This is a genomic window from Pantoea sp. SJZ147, assembly GCF_007828605.1.
In the GTDB taxonomy this organism is placed as follows: Bacteria; Pseudomonadota; Gammaproteobacteria; order Enterobacterales; family Enterobacteriaceae; genus Pantoea; species Pantoea allii.
Map to the genome: position 1 here is coordinate 152,158 of NZ_VIVB01000002.1, position 16,355 is coordinate 168,512.

Annotated in this window: 14 protein-coding genes; 3 read left to right on the forward strand and 11 right to left on the reverse strand. The window is 56.5% G+C overall.

The features are described 5' to 3' along the window. Positions 1 to 21: 21 nt before the first annotated feature. The 3 genes from FBY13_RS03435 to pepA all read right to left on the reverse strand — a co-directional run bounded on the left by FBY13_RS03435 (position 22) and on the right by pepA (position 4,922). Positions 22 to 2,877 (reverse strand): valine--tRNA ligase, encoded by a 2,856-nt coding sequence (locus FBY13_RS03435; RefSeq protein WP_145393465.1) that lies wholly within the window; start codon positions 2,875 to 2,877, stop codon positions 22 to 24. 5 nt (positions 2,878 to 2,882) lie between these two features. Continuing rightward, complete coding sequence (locus tag FBY13_RS03440) at positions 2,883 to 3,341, reverse strand: DNA polymerase III subunit chi (RefSeq protein ID WP_145393466.1); 459 nt, start codon at positions 3,339 to 3,341, stop codon at positions 2,883 to 2,885. 69 nt (positions 3,342 to 3,410) lie between these two features. Beyond that, positions 3,411 to 4,922: a leucyl aminopeptidase gene (gene pepA, locus FBY13_RS03445; RefSeq protein WP_013024392.1), complete on the reverse strand. Its 1,512-nt coding sequence runs from the start codon at positions 4,920 to 4,922 to the stop codon at positions 3,411 to 3,413. A gap of 268 nt (positions 4,923 to 5,190) precedes the next feature. On the opposite strand from pepA, the gene lptF reads away from it, so the two are divergent. Next, the gene (gene lptF, locus FBY13_RS03450) at positions 5,191 to 6,291 is read left to right on the forward strand and encodes an LPS export ABC transporter permease LptF (protein ID WP_063878194.1); all 1,101 of its coding nucleotides are present in this window, start codon (positions 5,191 to 5,193) and stop codon (positions 6,289 to 6,291) included. Further along, entirely contained in the window at positions 6,291 to 7,367 is a 1,077-nt protein-coding gene (gene lptG, locus FBY13_RS03455; RefSeq protein WP_063878195.1) for an LPS export ABC transporter permease LptG, read from the forward strand. Before lptF ends, lptG begins: the two co-directional genes overlap by 1 nt. Positions 7,368 to 7,496: 129 nt before the next feature. Here the strand turns inward: lptG and FBY13_RS03460 are convergent, their stop codons facing one another. Further along, complete coding sequence (locus FBY13_RS03460; protein ID WP_145393467.1) at positions 7,497 to 8,126, reverse strand: NADPH-dependent F420 reductase; 630 nt, start codon at positions 8,124 to 8,126, stop codon at positions 7,497 to 7,499. 103 nt (positions 8,127 to 8,229) lie between these two features. On the opposite strand from FBY13_RS03460, the gene FBY13_RS03465 reads away from it, so the two are divergent. Continuing rightward, positions 8,230 to 9,138 (forward strand): LysR family transcriptional regulator, encoded by a 909-nt coding sequence (locus FBY13_RS03465; protein ID WP_109716677.1) that lies wholly within the window; start codon positions 8,230 to 8,232, stop codon positions 9,136 to 9,138. 9 nt (positions 9,139 to 9,147) lie between these two features. Here the strand turns inward: FBY13_RS03465 and FBY13_RS03470 are convergent, their stop codons facing one another. From FBY13_RS03470 to FBY13_RS03500, 7 genes are all read right to left on the reverse strand, one after another. Continuing rightward, positions 9,148 to 9,783, reverse strand: a complete 636-nt coding sequence (locus FBY13_RS03470; RefSeq protein WP_145393468.1) for a Vat family streptogramin A O-acetyltransferase — start codon at positions 9,781 to 9,783, stop codon at positions 9,148 to 9,150. Positions 9,784 to 9,900: 117 nt separating this feature from the next. Further along, positions 9,901 to 11,010 carry a M20 family metallopeptidase gene (locus tag FBY13_RS03475; protein WP_186440785.1) on the reverse strand — a complete coding sequence of 370 codons (1,110 nt, stop codon included), beginning with the start codon at positions 11,008 to 11,010 and terminating at the stop codon, positions 9,901 to 9,903. 5 nt (positions 11,011 to 11,015) lie between these two features. Beyond that, positions 11,016 to 11,771 carry a glutamine amidotransferase gene (locus FBY13_RS03480; RefSeq protein ID WP_145393469.1) on the reverse strand — a complete coding sequence of 252 codons (756 nt, stop codon included), beginning with the start codon at positions 11,769 to 11,771 and terminating at the stop codon, positions 11,016 to 11,018. A gap of 12 nt (positions 11,772 to 11,783) precedes the next feature. Next, positions 11,784 to 12,863, reverse strand: coding sequence for a phosphotriesterase (locus FBY13_RS03485; RefSeq protein WP_145393470.1), 1,080 nt, complete (start codon positions 12,861 to 12,863; stop codon positions 11,784 to 11,786). A gap of 3 nt (positions 12,864 to 12,866) precedes the next feature. Next, on the reverse strand, positions 12,867 to 13,868 hold the full coding sequence (locus tag FBY13_RS03490; RefSeq protein ID WP_186440782.1) for an ABC transporter permease: 1,002 nt from the start codon (positions 13,866 to 13,868) through the stop codon (positions 12,867 to 12,869). Between the two features lie 22 nt (positions 13,869 to 13,890). Then, positions 13,891 to 14,637 carry an ATP-binding cassette domain-containing protein gene (locus FBY13_RS03495; RefSeq protein ID WP_162287595.1) on the reverse strand — a complete coding sequence of 249 codons (747 nt, stop codon included), beginning with the start codon at positions 14,635 to 14,637 and terminating at the stop codon, positions 13,891 to 13,893. 376 nt (positions 14,638 to 15,013) lie between these two features. Next, a complete protein-coding gene (locus tag FBY13_RS03500; RefSeq protein WP_145393472.1) occupies positions 15,014 to 16,036 on the reverse strand; it encodes a LacI family DNA-binding transcriptional regulator in 1,023 nt (340 codons plus the stop codon). Positions 16,037 to 16,355: the final 319 nt, after the last annotated feature.

A 16,355-nucleotide genomic window follows, 5' to 3' on the forward strand; every position in this document is an offset into this window, starting at 1 on the left:
ATCGAACACTAACCGGAACGATTACAGCGCCGCAATGACCGCCTGCTGTTCAATCAGTTTTGCTTTTGACTGTTCCATCTCAGCAACGCGCTCGCGCTCTTTGGCGACGACCGCTTCTGGTGCGCGCGAGACAAAGCCTTCATTCGCCAGCTTGGTCTGGATTTTTTCGATTTCCACCTCCAGCTTCAGCAGCTCTTTGGCCAGGCGCTCCAGCTCGGCGGTTTTATCCACCAGATCCGCCATCGGGATCAGCAGCTCTGCGCCTTCGACGATTTTGGTCACCGAAACCGGACCTTTCTCGCCCGCAGGCAGAATAGTCAGGCTTTCCAGCCGCGCCAGGCGTGACAGGAAGTTACGGTTCGCCTCAACGCGGCGCTGGGCAGCAGGGGAGCAGTCACGCAGCAGCACATCCAGCAGCTTGCTGGGCGCGATGTTCATCTCTGCACGAATGTTACGGACGGCGATGATTGCCTGCTTCATCCACTCGATATCGGCCTTAGCTTCAGCATCTTCTTTCGCCGCGTCGTACTGCGGGAACGGCTGCAGCATGATGGTGTCATCGCTGATGTTTTTCAGGCCCTTCACGCGCTGCCAGATGGTTTCCGTGATAAACGGAATAATCGGGTGCGCCAGGCGCAGCAGCGCTTCCAGCACGTGGACCAGCGTATGGCGGGTGCCACGCAGTTCTGCTTCGCTGCCGCTGTTCATCACCGGCTTGGTCAGCTCCAGATACCAGTCACAGAACTGGTTCCAGGTGAAGTCATACAGGATGTTCGCCGCAATATCGAATCGATAGCTGTCCAGCGCCTCACGGTAGGCTTTTACCGTGTGGTTGAATTCCGTCAGAATCCAGCGATCCGCCAGCGACAGCGTCATGTCGCCGCCGTTCTGACCGCAGTCCTGGTCTTCGGTATTCATCAGCACAAAACGGCTGGCATTCCACAGCTTGTTACAGAAGTTGCGATAACCTTCCAGGCGCTTCATGTCCCAGTTGATATCACGCCCGGTCGAGGCCAGCGCCGCCAGCGTAAAGCGCAGGGCATCTGTACCCGATGGCTCGATGCCGTTCGGGAACTGCTTCTCGGTGCGCTTGCGGATTTTTTCCGCCAGCTGAGGCTGCATCATGTTACCGGTGCGTTTTTCCAGCAGTTCTTCCAGTGAAATACCGTCAACCATATCCAGCGGGTCAATCACGTTGCCCTTGGATTTCGACATTTTCTGGCCTTCTTCGTCGCGGATCAAACCGGTCATATACACGGTTTTAAACGGCACCTGCGGCTTGCCGTTTTCATCTTTGATGAAGTGCATGGTCAGCATGATCATGCGGGCAATCCAGAAGAAGATGATGTCGAAGCCACTCACCAGCACGCTGGTCGGGTGGAAGGTGCGCAGGGCTTCGGTGTTTTCCGGCCAGCCCAGCGTTGAGAAAGTCCACAGGCCCGATGAGAACCAGGTGTCCAGCACGTCATCGTCCTGACGCAGCGCGACATCGGCTGCCAGGTTGTTTTCGCTGCGCACCTCGTCTTCTGTGCGGCCCACATAGACGTTGCCGTTATTGTCGTACCAGGCCGGAATACGGTGGCCCCACCACAGCTGACGGGAAATACACCAGTCCTGAATATCACGCATCCAGGAGAAGTACATGTTCTCGTACTGCTTCGGCACGAACTGAATGTCGCCGTTCTCAACGGCTTCCACCGCCACTTTGGCCAGCGGTGCCGTGCGCACGTACCACTGATCGGTCAGCATCGGCTCGATAACAACGCCACCACGGTCACCGTAAGGCACGGTTAAATCGTGAGGTTTGATCTCTTCCAGCAGGCCAAGCGCGTCTACCGCCGCCACGATGGCTTTACGCGCGGCAAAGCGCTCCATGTTCTGGAACGCAGCAGGAATCGCGTCGCTGTAAGCGGTGCTGGCTTCGCCGTTGGTATCGTAAACCTGCGCGCTGTCGCGGATATCGCCGTCGAAGGTCAGAATGTTGATCATCGGCAGCTTATGACGACGGCCCACTTCGTAGTCATTGAAGTCGTGCGCCGGGGTGATTTTCACACAGCCGGTGCCTTTTTCCATGTCCGCGTGCTCGTCACCGACGATCGGGATCAGACGATCAACCAGCGGCAGCATCACAAACTTGCCGATCAGATCTTTATAACGTGGATCTTCCGGGTTAACGGCCACGCCGGTATCGCCCAGCAGGGTTTCCGGACGGGTGGTCGCAACGACCAGATAATCTTTACCGTCGGCGGTTTTCGCGCCCTCTGCCAGCGGATAGCGGATATGCCACATAGAGCCTTTGCTCTCGCGGTTTTCCACTTCCAGGTCAGAGATGGCGGTACGCAGTTTCGGGTCCCAGTTCACCAGGCGCTTGCCACGGTAAATCAGGTTCTCTTTATACAGGCGCACAAAGACTTCTTTCACCGCATTGGACAGACCGTCGTCCATGGTGAAACGCTCGCGCTCCCAGTCAACCGAGTTGCCCAGACGGCGCATCTGACGGGTAATCGTCCCGCCGGATTCGGCTTTCCACTGCCAGATTTTGTCGATGAACGCATCACGACCGTAATCCTGACGGGTTTTGCCTTCTTCTGCCGCGATCTTGCGCTCCACCACCATTTGGGTGGCGATGCCTGCGTGGTCAGTACCGGCCTGCCACAGGGTATTTTTACCCTGCATGCGCTGGTAGCGAATCATGGTGTCCATGATCGTTTGCTGGAAGGCGTGACCCATGTGCAAGCTACCGGTGACGTTCGGCGGCGGGATCATGATGCAAAAGCTTTCCTGGCTGGTGTCGCCATTCGGTTTGAAGTAGCCCTGCTTTTCCCAATGCTCGTAAAGCGGCTGCTCAATATCTTGCGGGTTATATGTCTTATCCATTTCTGCTATGTCGTTTGCGGCTGTGGCGGCGTTGCCGTATTCAATTGGAAGCCAACGCTGCGATAGGCTTTATAGCGATCGCGCGCCAGCTGTTTGAGAGCGTTTTCGTAAGGAACGAAGTCTATCACTTCATGGAAAGCAGTAGCAAAATCTGCGAACTGCGGCAGCAGGCTAATCAGCAGGTCGCGTGGCGAATTCCCCCGACGCTGCGGCCATGCCAGCTCTACCGGTGCGCCGTAGCGCGGACCTTCCCCGGCGAGATTGTGGGGCACAAAGGCGTTGGCGGGGCGCTGCCACAGCGCCTCATCAAGGCGAATGGCTTGCTGCTCATCTTCACAGGCGATGAGCACCCGCTTACCGGCCCGCCAGCGTGTTTCCGCCAGATCGCACACCAGCGCTTCAACGGCGGTTAAGCCCTCGCTGGATGCATCGGTTTCCAACACGTAGAAGGTTGCGTTTTTCATCGAATTGCCTGTTTAACGAAAAGAAGGGCGGAGTAAACTCCGCCCCGATGGGGTCGGTTATCCGTACGATTAATCGTCGCCGTTCAGACCGGCACGATTTAACAGGAACTGAGACAGCATCGGTACAGGACGACCGGTGGCACCTTTGGCCTTACCTGATCGCCAGGCGGTACCGGCGATGTCCAGATGCGCCCAGTTATATTTGCGCGCAAAACGGGCCAGGAAGCAAGCGGCGGTAATGGCACCACCCGGACGGCCGCCAATGTTCGCCATATCGGCAAAATTGGATTCCAGCTGTTCCTGATACTCATCGGCCATCGGTAAACGCCAGGCGCGATCGCCGGACTGCTCGGAGGCACCAATCAGCTCATGCGCCAGCGGGTTGTGGTTCGACAGCAGTCCGCTGACGTGATGACCCAGCGCAATAACGCAGGCACCGGTCAGGGTTGCTACATCGATGACGACTTCCGGATCGAAGCGTTCCACGTAGGTCAGCGCATCGCACAGCACCAGCCGGCCTTCAGCATCGGTGTTTAACACTTCAACCGTTTGGCCTGACATGGTGGTCAGCACGTCGCCCGGCCGCATGGATTTACCGTCCGGCATGTTTTCACAGCCCACCAGCACGCCCACCACGTTCAGCGGCAGATTCAGCTCGGCGACCATGCGCATCACGCCATAAACCGAGGCCGCGCCGCACATGTCGTACTTCATCTCATCCATGCTGTCCGCAGGCTTGATGGAGATACCACCGGAGTCAAACGTCAGCCCTTTGCCGACCAGCACAATCGGACGCGCATCGGTATCCGGGTTGCCTTTGTACTCAATCACCGACATCAGGGATTCATTGTGCGATCCGGCACCCACGGCGAGATAGGCGTTCATGCCCAGCTCTTTCATCTGCTGCTCGCCAATCACGCGCGTCGTGATGTTTTTGCTGTAGGCATCAGCCAGCTGACGTGCCTGAGAAGCCAGGTAAGCCGGATTGCAAATATTGGGCGGCATATTGCCAAGATCTTTGGCTGCTTTCACCCCGGCGGCGACCGCCAGCCCATGTTGAATCGCACGCTCACCGCTGGTTAACTCACGGCGCGTAGGCACGTTAAACACCAGCTTACGCAGTGGACGACGCGGCTCCGCTTTGTTGCTCTTCAACTGGTCGAAGTTATACAGCGCCTCTTTCGAGGTCTCGACGGCCTGGCGCACTTTCCAGTAGGTGTTACGCCCTTTGACGTGCAGTTCGGTCAGGAAGCACACGGCTTCCATCGAGCCGGTGTCATTCAGCGTATTGATGGTTTTCTGAATCACCTGCTTGTACTGGCGCTCATCAAGCTCACGCTCTTTACCGCAGCCAATCAGCAAAATACGCTCTGACAGGATATTCGGCACATGATGCAGCAGCAGCGTCTGACCCACTTTGCCTTCCAGTTCACCGCGGCGCAGCAGGGCGCTGATATAGCCGTCGCTGATTTTATCCAGTTGCTCGGCAATCGGTGACAGACGACGCGGTTCGAAAACACCAACTACAATGCATGCACTGCGCTGTTTTTCCGGACTACCGCTTTTTACACTGAACTCCATGCACTCTCCTGAATCTTAAAGACAACGGCCGCGGCTGCCGCTAGAATGTAGCGCGTTCGTGACCCATTTATTAAGCTAAGCAACATGACAGCGTGCTGCTGGAGGTCATAATGAATCAGGGTGACAAGATGTTGTTTTTTCATCACCCAAACGCGATTACCATACATTTCTAGCGTCGACGACGGCCATTTATGAAGAAAAATGGCTAATAAGCGTTGAAATTAGCGATTTTCCTGCAAAAAGACAAGTTTTCACAGGCGTATTAAGCGTGATCATTATTAGATATCTGGTTCGGGAAACGCTCAAAAGCCAGCTGGCTATCCTGTTTATCCTGTTGTTGATCTTCTTCTGTCAGAAGTTGGTAAGGATTTTAGGGGCCGCGGTGGATGGCGAAGTGCCGACAAACCTTGTTCTGACGTTGTTAGGACTTGGCGTGCCTGAAATGGCGCAACTTATTTTACCCCTAAGCCTGTTTCTGGCGATTTTGATGACGCTCGGGCGGCTGTATACGGAAAGTGAAATTACCGTAATGCACGCCTGCGGCCTGAGCAAGGCGGTGCTGGTCAAGGCGGCGATGGTGCTGATGCTGTTCACCTCGGTGGTGGCAGCGGTGAACGTCATCTGGCTGGGCCCCTGGTCGTCGCGCTATCAGGAGCAGGTCACACAAAATGCCAAGGCCAACCCTGGTACTGCGGCACTGGCTGCGGGACAGTTCCAGACGTCCAGCGATGGCAGCGCCGTGCTGTTCCTTGAGAACGTCAAGGGCAATCAGTTTGGTCACGTCTTCCTGGCGCAGCTACGGCCGAAAGGCAATGCCCGACCTTCTGTGGTGCTGGCGGACAGCGGGCACATGGAACAAAAGAAAGACGGTTCACAGGTTGTGACCCTGGACAAAGGGACGCGCTTTGAGGGAACGGCGCTGCTGCGCGATTTCCGTATCACCGATTTCACCAACTACCAGGCCTACGTGGGCTATAAGCAGGCAATACTCGATCCTAACGATGTGGATCAGGCCACGTTCGGCACGCTGTTAGCCAACAAAACGCCAGAGTTTAAAGCCGAACTCAACTGGCGCCTCACGTTGGTCTTTTCCGTGCTGGTGATGGCGTTGATGGTGGTACCCCTCAGCGTGGTCAACCCGCGTCAGGGCCGCGTGCTCTCAATGTTGCCTGCGATGCTGTTGTATCTGATTTTCTTCCTGCTGCAGAGTTCGCTGCGCTCAAGCGGTGCCAAAGGCCGCCTTGATCCGGCCATCTGGATGTGGGTGGTGAACCTCAGTTATCTGACGCTGGCGATCTTGCTTAACCTGTGGGATACCGTGCCAATGCGTCGAATTCGTGCGCGCTTTACACGCGGAGGATCGGTCTGATGTTTCGCGTTCTCGATCGCTATATCGGTAAAACGATATTTAATACCATCCTGATGACGCTGTTTATGCTGGTTTCGCTGTCCGGCATTATCAAATTTGTCGATCAGCTGCGTAAAACCGGACAGGGTGCGTACAGCGCGCTGGATGCGGGCTATTACACCTTGCTGAGCGTGCCGAAAGATATTGAAATCTTCTTTCCGATGGCGGCCTTGCTGGGGGCGCTGTTAGGTCTGGGTACGCTGGCGCAGCGGAGTGAACTGGTCGTCATGCAGGCAGCGGGCTTTACCCGTATGCAGGTCGCCCTGTCGGTCATGAAGACGGCAATTCCGCTGGTGCTGCTGACCATGGCTATCGGTGAGTTTGTTGCCCCACAGGGCGAGCAGATGGCGCGTAACTTCCGCGCTCAGCAGCTCTACGGTGGTGCGCTGGTGTCAACCCAGAGCGGCCTGTGGGCCAAAGACGGCAACAACTTTATCTATATTGAGCGCGTGAAAGGCGACAATGAAATCGACGGCGTCAGCATTTACAGCTTCAATGACGATCGCCGTTTACAGAGCGTCCGCTATGCCGCGACGGCCAAATGGGATAAAGACAAGAAGCTGTGGGTTCTGTCCCAGGTGGATGAGTCGAATCTGACCGATCCGAAGCAAATTACCGGCTCACAGAGTCTGGGCGGGGAATGGAAAACGAATCTGACGCCAGACAAACTGGGCGTGGTGGCGCTGGACCCGGATGCGCTGTCGATTACCGGCCTCTATGATTACAGTAAATACCTGAAGCAAAGTGGGCAGGAAGCTGGCCGTTATCAGCTCAACATGTGGAGCAAAATCTTCCAGCCGCTGTCCGTGGCGGTCATGATGCTGATGGCGCTGTCGTTTATCTTTGGTCCGCTGCGTAGCGTCTCGATGGGCGTCCGCGTGGTCACCGGGATCAGCTTCGGCTTTCTGTTTTACGTATTGGATCAGATTTTTGGTCCACTCAGCCTGGTCTACGGCCTGCCGCCCATTTTTGGCGCGATCCTGCCAAGCTTTGCCTTCTTTGCCATCAGTCTGTTTATGCTGATAAAACGGCGCTAAATGCTGACAGTCAGAAAGGCCGCGCGATGCGGCCTTTTTTTATGGGCGGGCAGACAATAAAACGTTATTTCAGGCTAAGGATGCCTGTCACAGACATAGGGTGCGATGCCCTGTCACCCTGAACCTGTTTTAGCGACGGGAAGTGCCTGCCAGCGCGGCCTTCAGTTGAGCGCGTGTCATGCGTACGCAATATACTGGCGTCCCGCGTTCGAAACGCCAGCCTTCAGCTAACGGCCCCACATCGACCGGCTCGAAGCCAAACGTGTCGTATAACGTAGCGACACGCTTTTTAGCCTGCTCATCATCCCCTGCCAACGGCAGTGCACGTCGGTTCGCATCGCCTGCGGGCAGCCCCTGAACCTCCAGGTCGGTCATCTGAATGGCATTAAACGCTTTTACGACGGTCGCGTCAGGGAACTGCTGGGCAAGTCTTTCGCTAGTGGTTAGCGTACCGTTATCCAGTTCTGCAATCTGTCCATCGCGCTCGGGATAGTAGTTTACCGCATCAATTATTAGCTTATTTTTTAGTCGTGATGATGGAAGCTGTGCCACAGCGTTAAGTGGCACGGCAATCACCACTATGTCGCTAAAGTCCGCCGCTTCCTCTACGGTGCCAGCTTCGCAGCCAATCATAGGTTTCAGGCTAAATAGCGTCTGCGGTCCGCGAGAGTTACTTAACATCACCTGATGGCCTGCCTGGGTTGCCAGTCTGGCGATCGCTCGTCCAACAAACCCTGCACCAATAATGCCGATTTTCATTATGTCGTCCTCCAGTATTGTCGATAGCACTCACGTTAATTAAAAATATTTGGTTGATAAATACGCAGTTAAGAGCAAGATAAACAACAAAAAGGAGGGAATGATGGACAGGCTTACCAGCATGAATGTTTTTGTCAAAGCCGCAGAGGCCGGCTCCTTTGCTGCGGCAGCCGAGCAGCTTCGACTCTCACCTCAAATGGTGGCAAAACATATCGCCAGCCTGGAAACGCGACTGGGCACGGTGCTGCTGAACCGCACGACGCGGCGGCAAAGTCTGACGGATGTTGGCCGTAATTATTACGAACGCTGCAAGGTTGTTCTGGCAGAGGCGGAAGAGGCCGACGCGATTGCCATGGAGATGAAAAGCACACCTTCAGGCACACTAAAGGTGAGCGCGCCCCTGACTTTCGGGGCGTTCACTCTGGCACCTTTTATTACCCGTTATCTGGCACGCTATACGGAAATTCAGGTTGACCTGGAACTTAGCGACCGCTTAGTTGAGCCGTTCGAAGAAGGGTACGAAGTAGTGATTCGTATTGGTGAATTAACGGACAGTTCATTAGTTGCGTATCCGCTTAAGCCTTATCGGTTGATTGCCTGCGCTTCGCCCACCTATCTGGCACGAATGGGCATGCCCGCAACGCCCGCAGACCTGATGGATCACGTGTGTTTGGTGTATGGCATCTGGTCACCGTCCATGCCTTGTCGTTGGCATTTTCAACGCGCTGGCAGGGTTGAGGAAGTAAAACCACAGGGTCGCTTCCGTTCTAATGACTGGAAGGCGCTGTTGCACGCAGCACTGGAAGGACATGGTGTGACACTCGGCCCGGCCGATGTGCTGAATGAAGAGATCGAAAAAGGCCGACTTATACAGATTTTGCCTGAATACGATGGACCTGCGCGGCCAATGAATATGTTAATCCCCGCAGGTCGACGTCAGACGGTGAAAATTCGCAGTTTTGTTGATGCCATTAATCAGACATTTGGTCTGCACCGCAGCACAACGGACTGATTCCCGAGGCTACTTTTGGCACGCCAGCAGCGCCCCCACATCTTCCGACACAATCTGCTCAAGGTGCGCAGTAATCCATGCCGGTGATTGGTCCCACCACGCCAGCGACTCCAGTTGGGCCACGACCTCTGGGGCAAAGCGGGCACGGACGGGCTTCGCGGGATTACCGCCGACGACCGTGTAGGCAGGCACGTCCGAGGTGACGACGGAACGGGAAGCGATAATCGCGCCGTTACCTACCTTAACGCCGGGCATGATCAGCGCCTCATAGCCTATCCACACATCGTTACCGATCACCGTGTCGCCTTTGTAGGGCAGATCGCCTTCGCCCGGCATCACCTTTTCCCAGCCGTTGCCAAAGATCTGAAACGGGTACGTCGAGATGCCGGACACTTTGTGATTGGCCCCATTCATTATGAATTTCGCACCTTTGGCAATGGCGCAAAACTTGCCAATAATCAGCTTGTCGCCGATGAAGGGGTAATGGTAAAGCACGTTACGCTCGAAGTTTTCCGCGTCCAGCGGATCGTCATAATAGGTGTAATCACCCACGATGATATTGGGATTGCGAAGGGTGTTCTTGATAAAACACACTTGTGGAAAGCCTGGCAATGGATGAGGATTTGCGGGGTTGGGTCCGTTCATAAAGGCTCCTTTTAGCTGACCTCAGGGTAGCGCTAGCGCGCGACGTTAAGGTGATGCGCTCACGTCTGCGGCGGCGACTTCATCAGCATAACACCCTTTCAGAAGAGTACCTGGTGGTCAGCTTATCCCGTCACAAATCAACGCACCATACAGCGTCTCCGCCTCGGCTAACCTGCTCAGCAGGCAATATTCATCGGTCTGATGCGCCATCGACGGCTCGCCAGGGCCAAGAATAATGCAGGGCGGATTGCCCAGCGCGGGCAACAGCAGTGAAGCATCGGTAAAGTAGGGCACAATCCGCGGCACCAGCGGTGCATCATGCAGTGGCTGGCATCGTTGATAAACCGCCTGAATCCATGCCTGATCGCCTTCACTCAGCACGGCAGGCAGATCCACCAGCGTGGAAACCGTCACACTTTCACCCAGTAAGGTGGTGAGCTGCTGGCGAATGGTGGCGTGCTCAAGATTGGGGGCGCTACGAATATCCACGTCGAACTGCGTGCGGTCAGGCACGGAGTTGATGTTCAGGCCGCCAGAGATGCGCCCGACGTTGATCGTCGGCTGCTTCATCAGTGAATGCGGCGCGCCGGGTGAGAAATGTTGAATTTTACCCAGCGCATCAGCCGCCAGGTAAATGGCATTAATGCCCAGCTCCGGCATCGCGCCGTGGGCGGTTTTACCCCGGGTTTCACAGCGCAGCCACAGTGCGCCTTTGTGGCCGATAACCGGATAATTCGCGGTAGGTTCGCCCACGATAAGCGCCCCGACCTCGGGCAGCGTGGCGTTTTCGATGAGCGCCCGCGCCCCGTCGCAGCCGGTTTCTTCACCGCCGGTGATCAGCAGGACAACGCCCGTACCCTGCCGAATCGCCTGCTGGTGCGTAACGCAGGCCACAGCAAAGGCGGCGACGGCCGCCTTCATATCGCTCGATCCCCGACCGTAGAGCCGATCGCCCGCGATCTCACCAAAAGCATCGTGTTGCCAGTCGGCATTGCCAAGCGGCACCGTATCCAGATGCCCGGTAAACGCCAGCGCAGGCCCGTCTTGATCGCCGGACATCCGGGCTATCAGGTTACGGCGGCCTTCACCGAAGGTGGACAGCGTGACCTCAAAGCCGTTTTCCCCCAGCCAGTCGGCAAAAAACTGCATACAGGCGGCTTCGTTACCCGGCGGATTGATGGTATCAAAGCGGATCAGCTGTAACGCCAGATCCGCCGTGCGGGTGATCGTCATCAGTGGCGTACCGTTAACCAGTCGAGGCAGTTGATCCACAGCTGGCGATAGCCCTGCCACTGGGAAAACTCCTGCGGCAGCCAGTGGGCCGACATATCGCTGGTCCACACCAGTGAGCGGCCCTGCTGATATTCGCGCACCGCCAGCAGTGGATGATCTGTGCCGGCGACGGTGGCCAGCAGCTTGCCTTCGGGATGCATTTCCACCTCGTTATAGCCAAGCAGCCACGGCCACTCGCCCGGCAAATCGGCAAACACCGCGTGGGATTCCGTCACGCTGGGATAGCAGCCTTCGGGTGTTTCAATCCGGTCATCCCAGGCCAGACAACGCACCGGCAGCACTTTCTCGACTGCGGTATTGCGATAGCGCGCGCCGCCATTGATGCCCTGGAAACTGAAGTAGCCGCCAATCATCATCAGGGCACCGCCCGCCGCCACATAATCGTGGATCAGCGTCAGGCGATTCGCCGTGCGTTGGCTCTTCAGCCAGGTATCCGGGTGCAGGAGCAACGTGTTTGCACCGATATCCGACAGAATGATGGCGTCCCACTGTTGCAGCCCCGCCAGGGTCAGCGGAAACGCCGTCGCCGCTGCATGGGCGGGCATATAGGTGATTGCATAATCACTGTCTGCCAGCGCCGCCATAAAGTCGGTCGCGCCGTTGTGCCAGGTGGCGGTCGCAAACTGATCGAAGCCTTTAACGTGTACGGATGTGCTGGTCCAGGATTCGCCGACCAGTAAAATGTTCTTCTGCATTACGCTTCTCCCTTACCCACCAAATACGCGCTGTGGGTTAGCAATCATTAAGGTTTCAAGTTGTTCGCCGCTGACGCCGTGGCGTTTCAGGCGCGGAACAAAATGTTTAAGGATGTAGCCATAGCCGTGGCCGCCATAGCGGGTAAGCATGGTTTTCAGGAATACGTCCTGGGACAGCAAAATCTGCTCGATAAAGCCGTCATCAATCAGTTCGCGGATAGCGCGGGCGTTCTCTTCGTCGGACGGTGACTGAGCGGACTCATCGGCGTAGTAATAGCTCATGCCGATCATGTCGTATTCCAGAAACGCGCCGCGCTGGGCCAGTTCACGCTGATAGCGCTTGTCGGCAAAGCTGGGGTTCATATGGCACAGCACCACATGACGCAGATCGGCGCCTTCGTGTTCCAGGATATCCAGCACCTTGTGGCCCAGCCGTTCCCAGCCGGGCAGGTGAACTTCAATCGGCACCCGGGTTGCTGCACTGGCGCGGCCTGCTGCCCGCAGGGATTTCTCCTCGCTGGCGGTAAAGCGGCTGGACACGCCGATCTCGCCGATCAATCCGGCGAGTACGTCGGGTTTGTTTTCAAGGCCGCCAAGGTCGTAAATCAGCTTGTCAGCCAGCTCCTCGATGCTGAGGGTTTTCACCCACTCCGGGTGCGAAGGTTCCAGGTACAGGCCGGTACTCATGATGATGTTCAGCCCGGTCAGACGCGCGATGCGCTGCAGGGCTTTCGGGTCGCGTCCGATGCCGATATTGGTTGGATCGACCACCGTTTCACCGCCGAGTGCACGGAACTTCATCAGCTCCTCAATCGCCAAATCCACATCAAACAGCTGACAGTTGTCGCGGCTGATTAACGGGTTGAGTGAGAGCTCGCCCAGGTTTTCCATGCTCACCGGCATGTCCGCTAAATGGCGATCGCCACAGCAGCAGGGCGGCACCCACTTGCCGGACGCATCCAGCAGAATGTGTTCATGCATCAGCGTGACGCCCATCTCGCTGAGCGGCAGCGGCCCCAGCACCGTCATCACATAACCGCTGTGGATACCAAGCGGCAGAGGGTCCGGATGCCGAAAAATGGAGTGTTTCATCGGCTATCCTTTCGCCGCAGCGCGGGTCGGGTTAAGAATCCGGGTGTTCAGCCAGATCGCCAGCAGAATGATGGTGCCGGTGGCGATCTGGGTATAGAACGGGGAGATATGAGACAGGATCAGACCGTTCTGGATAATGGCGATCGACAGCGCGCCCAGCAGCGTACCGATAACGGTACCGAAGCCGCCGAACAGGCTGGTACTGCCCAGCACCACGGCCGCGATCACCTGCAACTCAAAGCCTTCGCCCTGATTAGACGAACCGCTGCCGAGCCGGGCGGTAATAATCATGCCCGCCAGCGCGGCGGCCATCCCGCTGATGATATACACCTTCATGGTCACGGTTTTGGTGTTAATCCCACTGCGGCGCGCGCCTTCGGCATTCGCCCCAATCGCCGTCACATAACGACCAAAACGCATATGGTTCAGCACGATATGGCCGACAATCAGCACCACAATGCCAATCAGCGCGGGCATCGGCACGCCCAACACCTTAGCGCGTCCCATCAAGGCAAACAGGCTGTCGGCAGGGATGGGAATGGAGTAACCCTGGGTAATCAGCAGCGCCACGCCGCGCACCACGGCTAAAGTCGCCAGCGTCACGATAAAGGCGGGAATGCCTTCATAGGCGATAAAGAACCCGTTGATGGCACCGACCAGCGCGCCCAGCAGCAGGCCACCCAGCAACACGACCGGCCAGGGCAGTCCCCAGCTATTCAGTGCGATAGCCGACAGTGCACCGACCAGCGCCAGCGTCGATCCCACGGAAAGATCGATCCCGCCGGTGGTGATCACCAGCGTCATGGCCGTGGCCACGATCAGCAATGGCGCACTCTGGCGAATAATATTGAGCCAGTTGGCACTGCTGAGAAAGTTGCCGGTGATCAGGGAAAACACCACGCAACAGAACACAAAAAACAGCGCGATGCTGACCACGCCAGAGTGGTTGTGCAGAAGGCGACGCGGCAACGAGTGTTGGGCCATACGGGAACCGCTCAGATTCATGATAGTCATCCTGTTACCTCGCTCAGTGCGTCGCCGCAGAGCGGGCGACAAATTTTTCGCCCACGATCAGATTGACGATCTCGCTCAGGTCGGTGTCCGCCACCCGGCGATCTGCCACGTTCGTGCCTTCGTACATCACCATGATCCGGTCGCAGACCAGGAACAGATCCTGTAAGCGATGGGTAATCAGGATCACGCTGACGCCGCGCGCCGACACCCGACGAATCAGTTCCAGCACCGCTTCGACTTCGGCCACGGCCAGCGCCGCAGTGGGTTCATCCATTATCAGGACTTTGGGATCAAAGGCGGCCGCGCGGGCGATGGCGATAGCCTGGCGTTGTCCGCCAGACAGATTGCGCACCAGCAAACGCGTGTCGGGAATGGAGATGCCCAGACCTTTCAGCATTTCCCGCGCATCGGTATGCATTTTTTCCTGATCGAGAAAGGGGATACCGAGGATCGATTTCATCGGCTCGCGTCCCATAAACAGGTTGCCTGCCACATCGACCGTGTCGCACAGCGACAGATCCTGATAAACCATTTCGATATGGCAACGGCGTGAATCCGCAGGATTACTGAAATGCTGCGGCTCTCCATCAATACGAATCGTGCCGCTGGTGGGCACCACCGCGCCAGACAGCACCTTGGTCAGCGTGGACTTGCCCGCGCCGTTATCGCCCACCAGGCCCAGCACTTCGCCAGGCGCCAGCTGTAAATTGACGCCGCGCAGGGAACGTATCGCGCCGTAGGTTTTGGTGATATTCACCATCTCTACCCGTGCCGGGGCAGTATGTAATTGCTGCATTCGATAACTCCCATCACCACTCACGGGAAAAGCTGAACGGAGGTAAAAAAGCGTTATCCTGCACGGTTTACGCCCTTGTAAACCGGTTTACCTGCCAGATAAAGCCTTTATGCATAACCTCTGAACAACCGCTGTAACGATATTTGCTTGCCAGATACGCTATTGCAGCATCCGTGCCAGCCTGCAACACAGGCATTACACACGCGGTTTAACCATTTTTTTTTAAACACGTTTAAATGTTAATTTCTGGTAAACCGGTTTACTAACTATAACGCTGAGAAATTAAAAAGCTCGTTATTTGCGCTAAAATTGTGCGCTTTTGCGCCATTTTGGGACGCAGTTAGCAAATTTGTATGGAATCACGCGCCACCCATTCCACCGCAAGACGGGTTTCGGCGGGGATATCGGCTTCGTCATTCAGGATGCGCAGCATGATGTTAACCGCGGTCTGGCCCAGTTCCCGGGCGGGCTGGCGAATGGTGGAAATGCGGGGTTGGGTAAAATCTGCATAGGTGGCGTCGTCGAATCCCACCAGCGACAGCGCCTCGGGAGCCCGCAGCCCGCGCGCGCGCAGGCCATCCAGCAAGCCCAGCACCAGATAATCACTGGCGGCAAACACGGCGGTCGGGCGGTGCGTCCGGCTGAACAGATGCTGAAGCGCCTGTTCTCCAAAGGTGCGCTGGTATTCGCCGTACATCACCCACTCGGGCGGAACCTCCAGACCTGCCTGCTTCATGGCGGTGCAGAAACCCTGATAGCGTTCGCGCACGCTCATCAGTTCATCCGGCCCGCCCACAAACGCGATGTGACGATGACCGGCAGCGATCAGTTTTTCGGTGGCAATACGACCGCCCTGCACGTTATCGGCAAAGACTTTTGGCACCAGGCTGCCGGGAATATCTTCATCCAGCAGCACGATGCGCTGATGGCGGTTAATTTCCTTACGCAGCAGCCCGTTATCCGGGTGGTTGGTGGTAAACAGCAGGCCATCCACCTGGCAGGTATCCAGCCAGCGAATAAACTGGCTTTCTTTGCCGGGATGGTTACGGGTGATGCACAGCACCAGGCTGTAGCCGTGGGCCGAAGCGGCTTCTTCCGCCGCGTCCGCCAGTTCGGCAAAGAAGGGGTTGGTAATATCGGGCAAGACCAGCCCTAAGGTTTCGCTGCCGCCCTTGCTCAGACGGCGCGCCAGGCTGTTGCCGCGATAATCCAGTTGGCGAATGGCGGCTTCGATACGGTCGATGGTGTCCTGCGGCAGCATAATGCTTTGATTCATATAGCGGGATACGGTCGCTTTTGACAGCCCGGCCAGCGTCGCTACGTCGGATAACAGCACCCGTTTTTTGATCATATCCACAGCCATGTTGCCCAGAGTCGGCTATCTGTAACACAGTTACGCGCAGCGGATACAGTATTTTTGAGCCAGACCCGGCGATAAAATAATCGCTTGACAAAATCTGAGCGGAAGAGAATGGTAGAGTCAGTTTACCGCATTACCCGGGAGTCACTCCCAAACCGGCTTAACCCGTTTCAGGTGTTCACCATAATGGACAGTGAACAGAAATGACGTTATTCAGGTTCAGGCTGAATAAGCCCTTCCTACGATATTTGCCCGCCAACAATAATCCCTCTGCATTTCGATGCGGAGATCGACTGGTTATCGCGTATTCCCGACGAGGAAT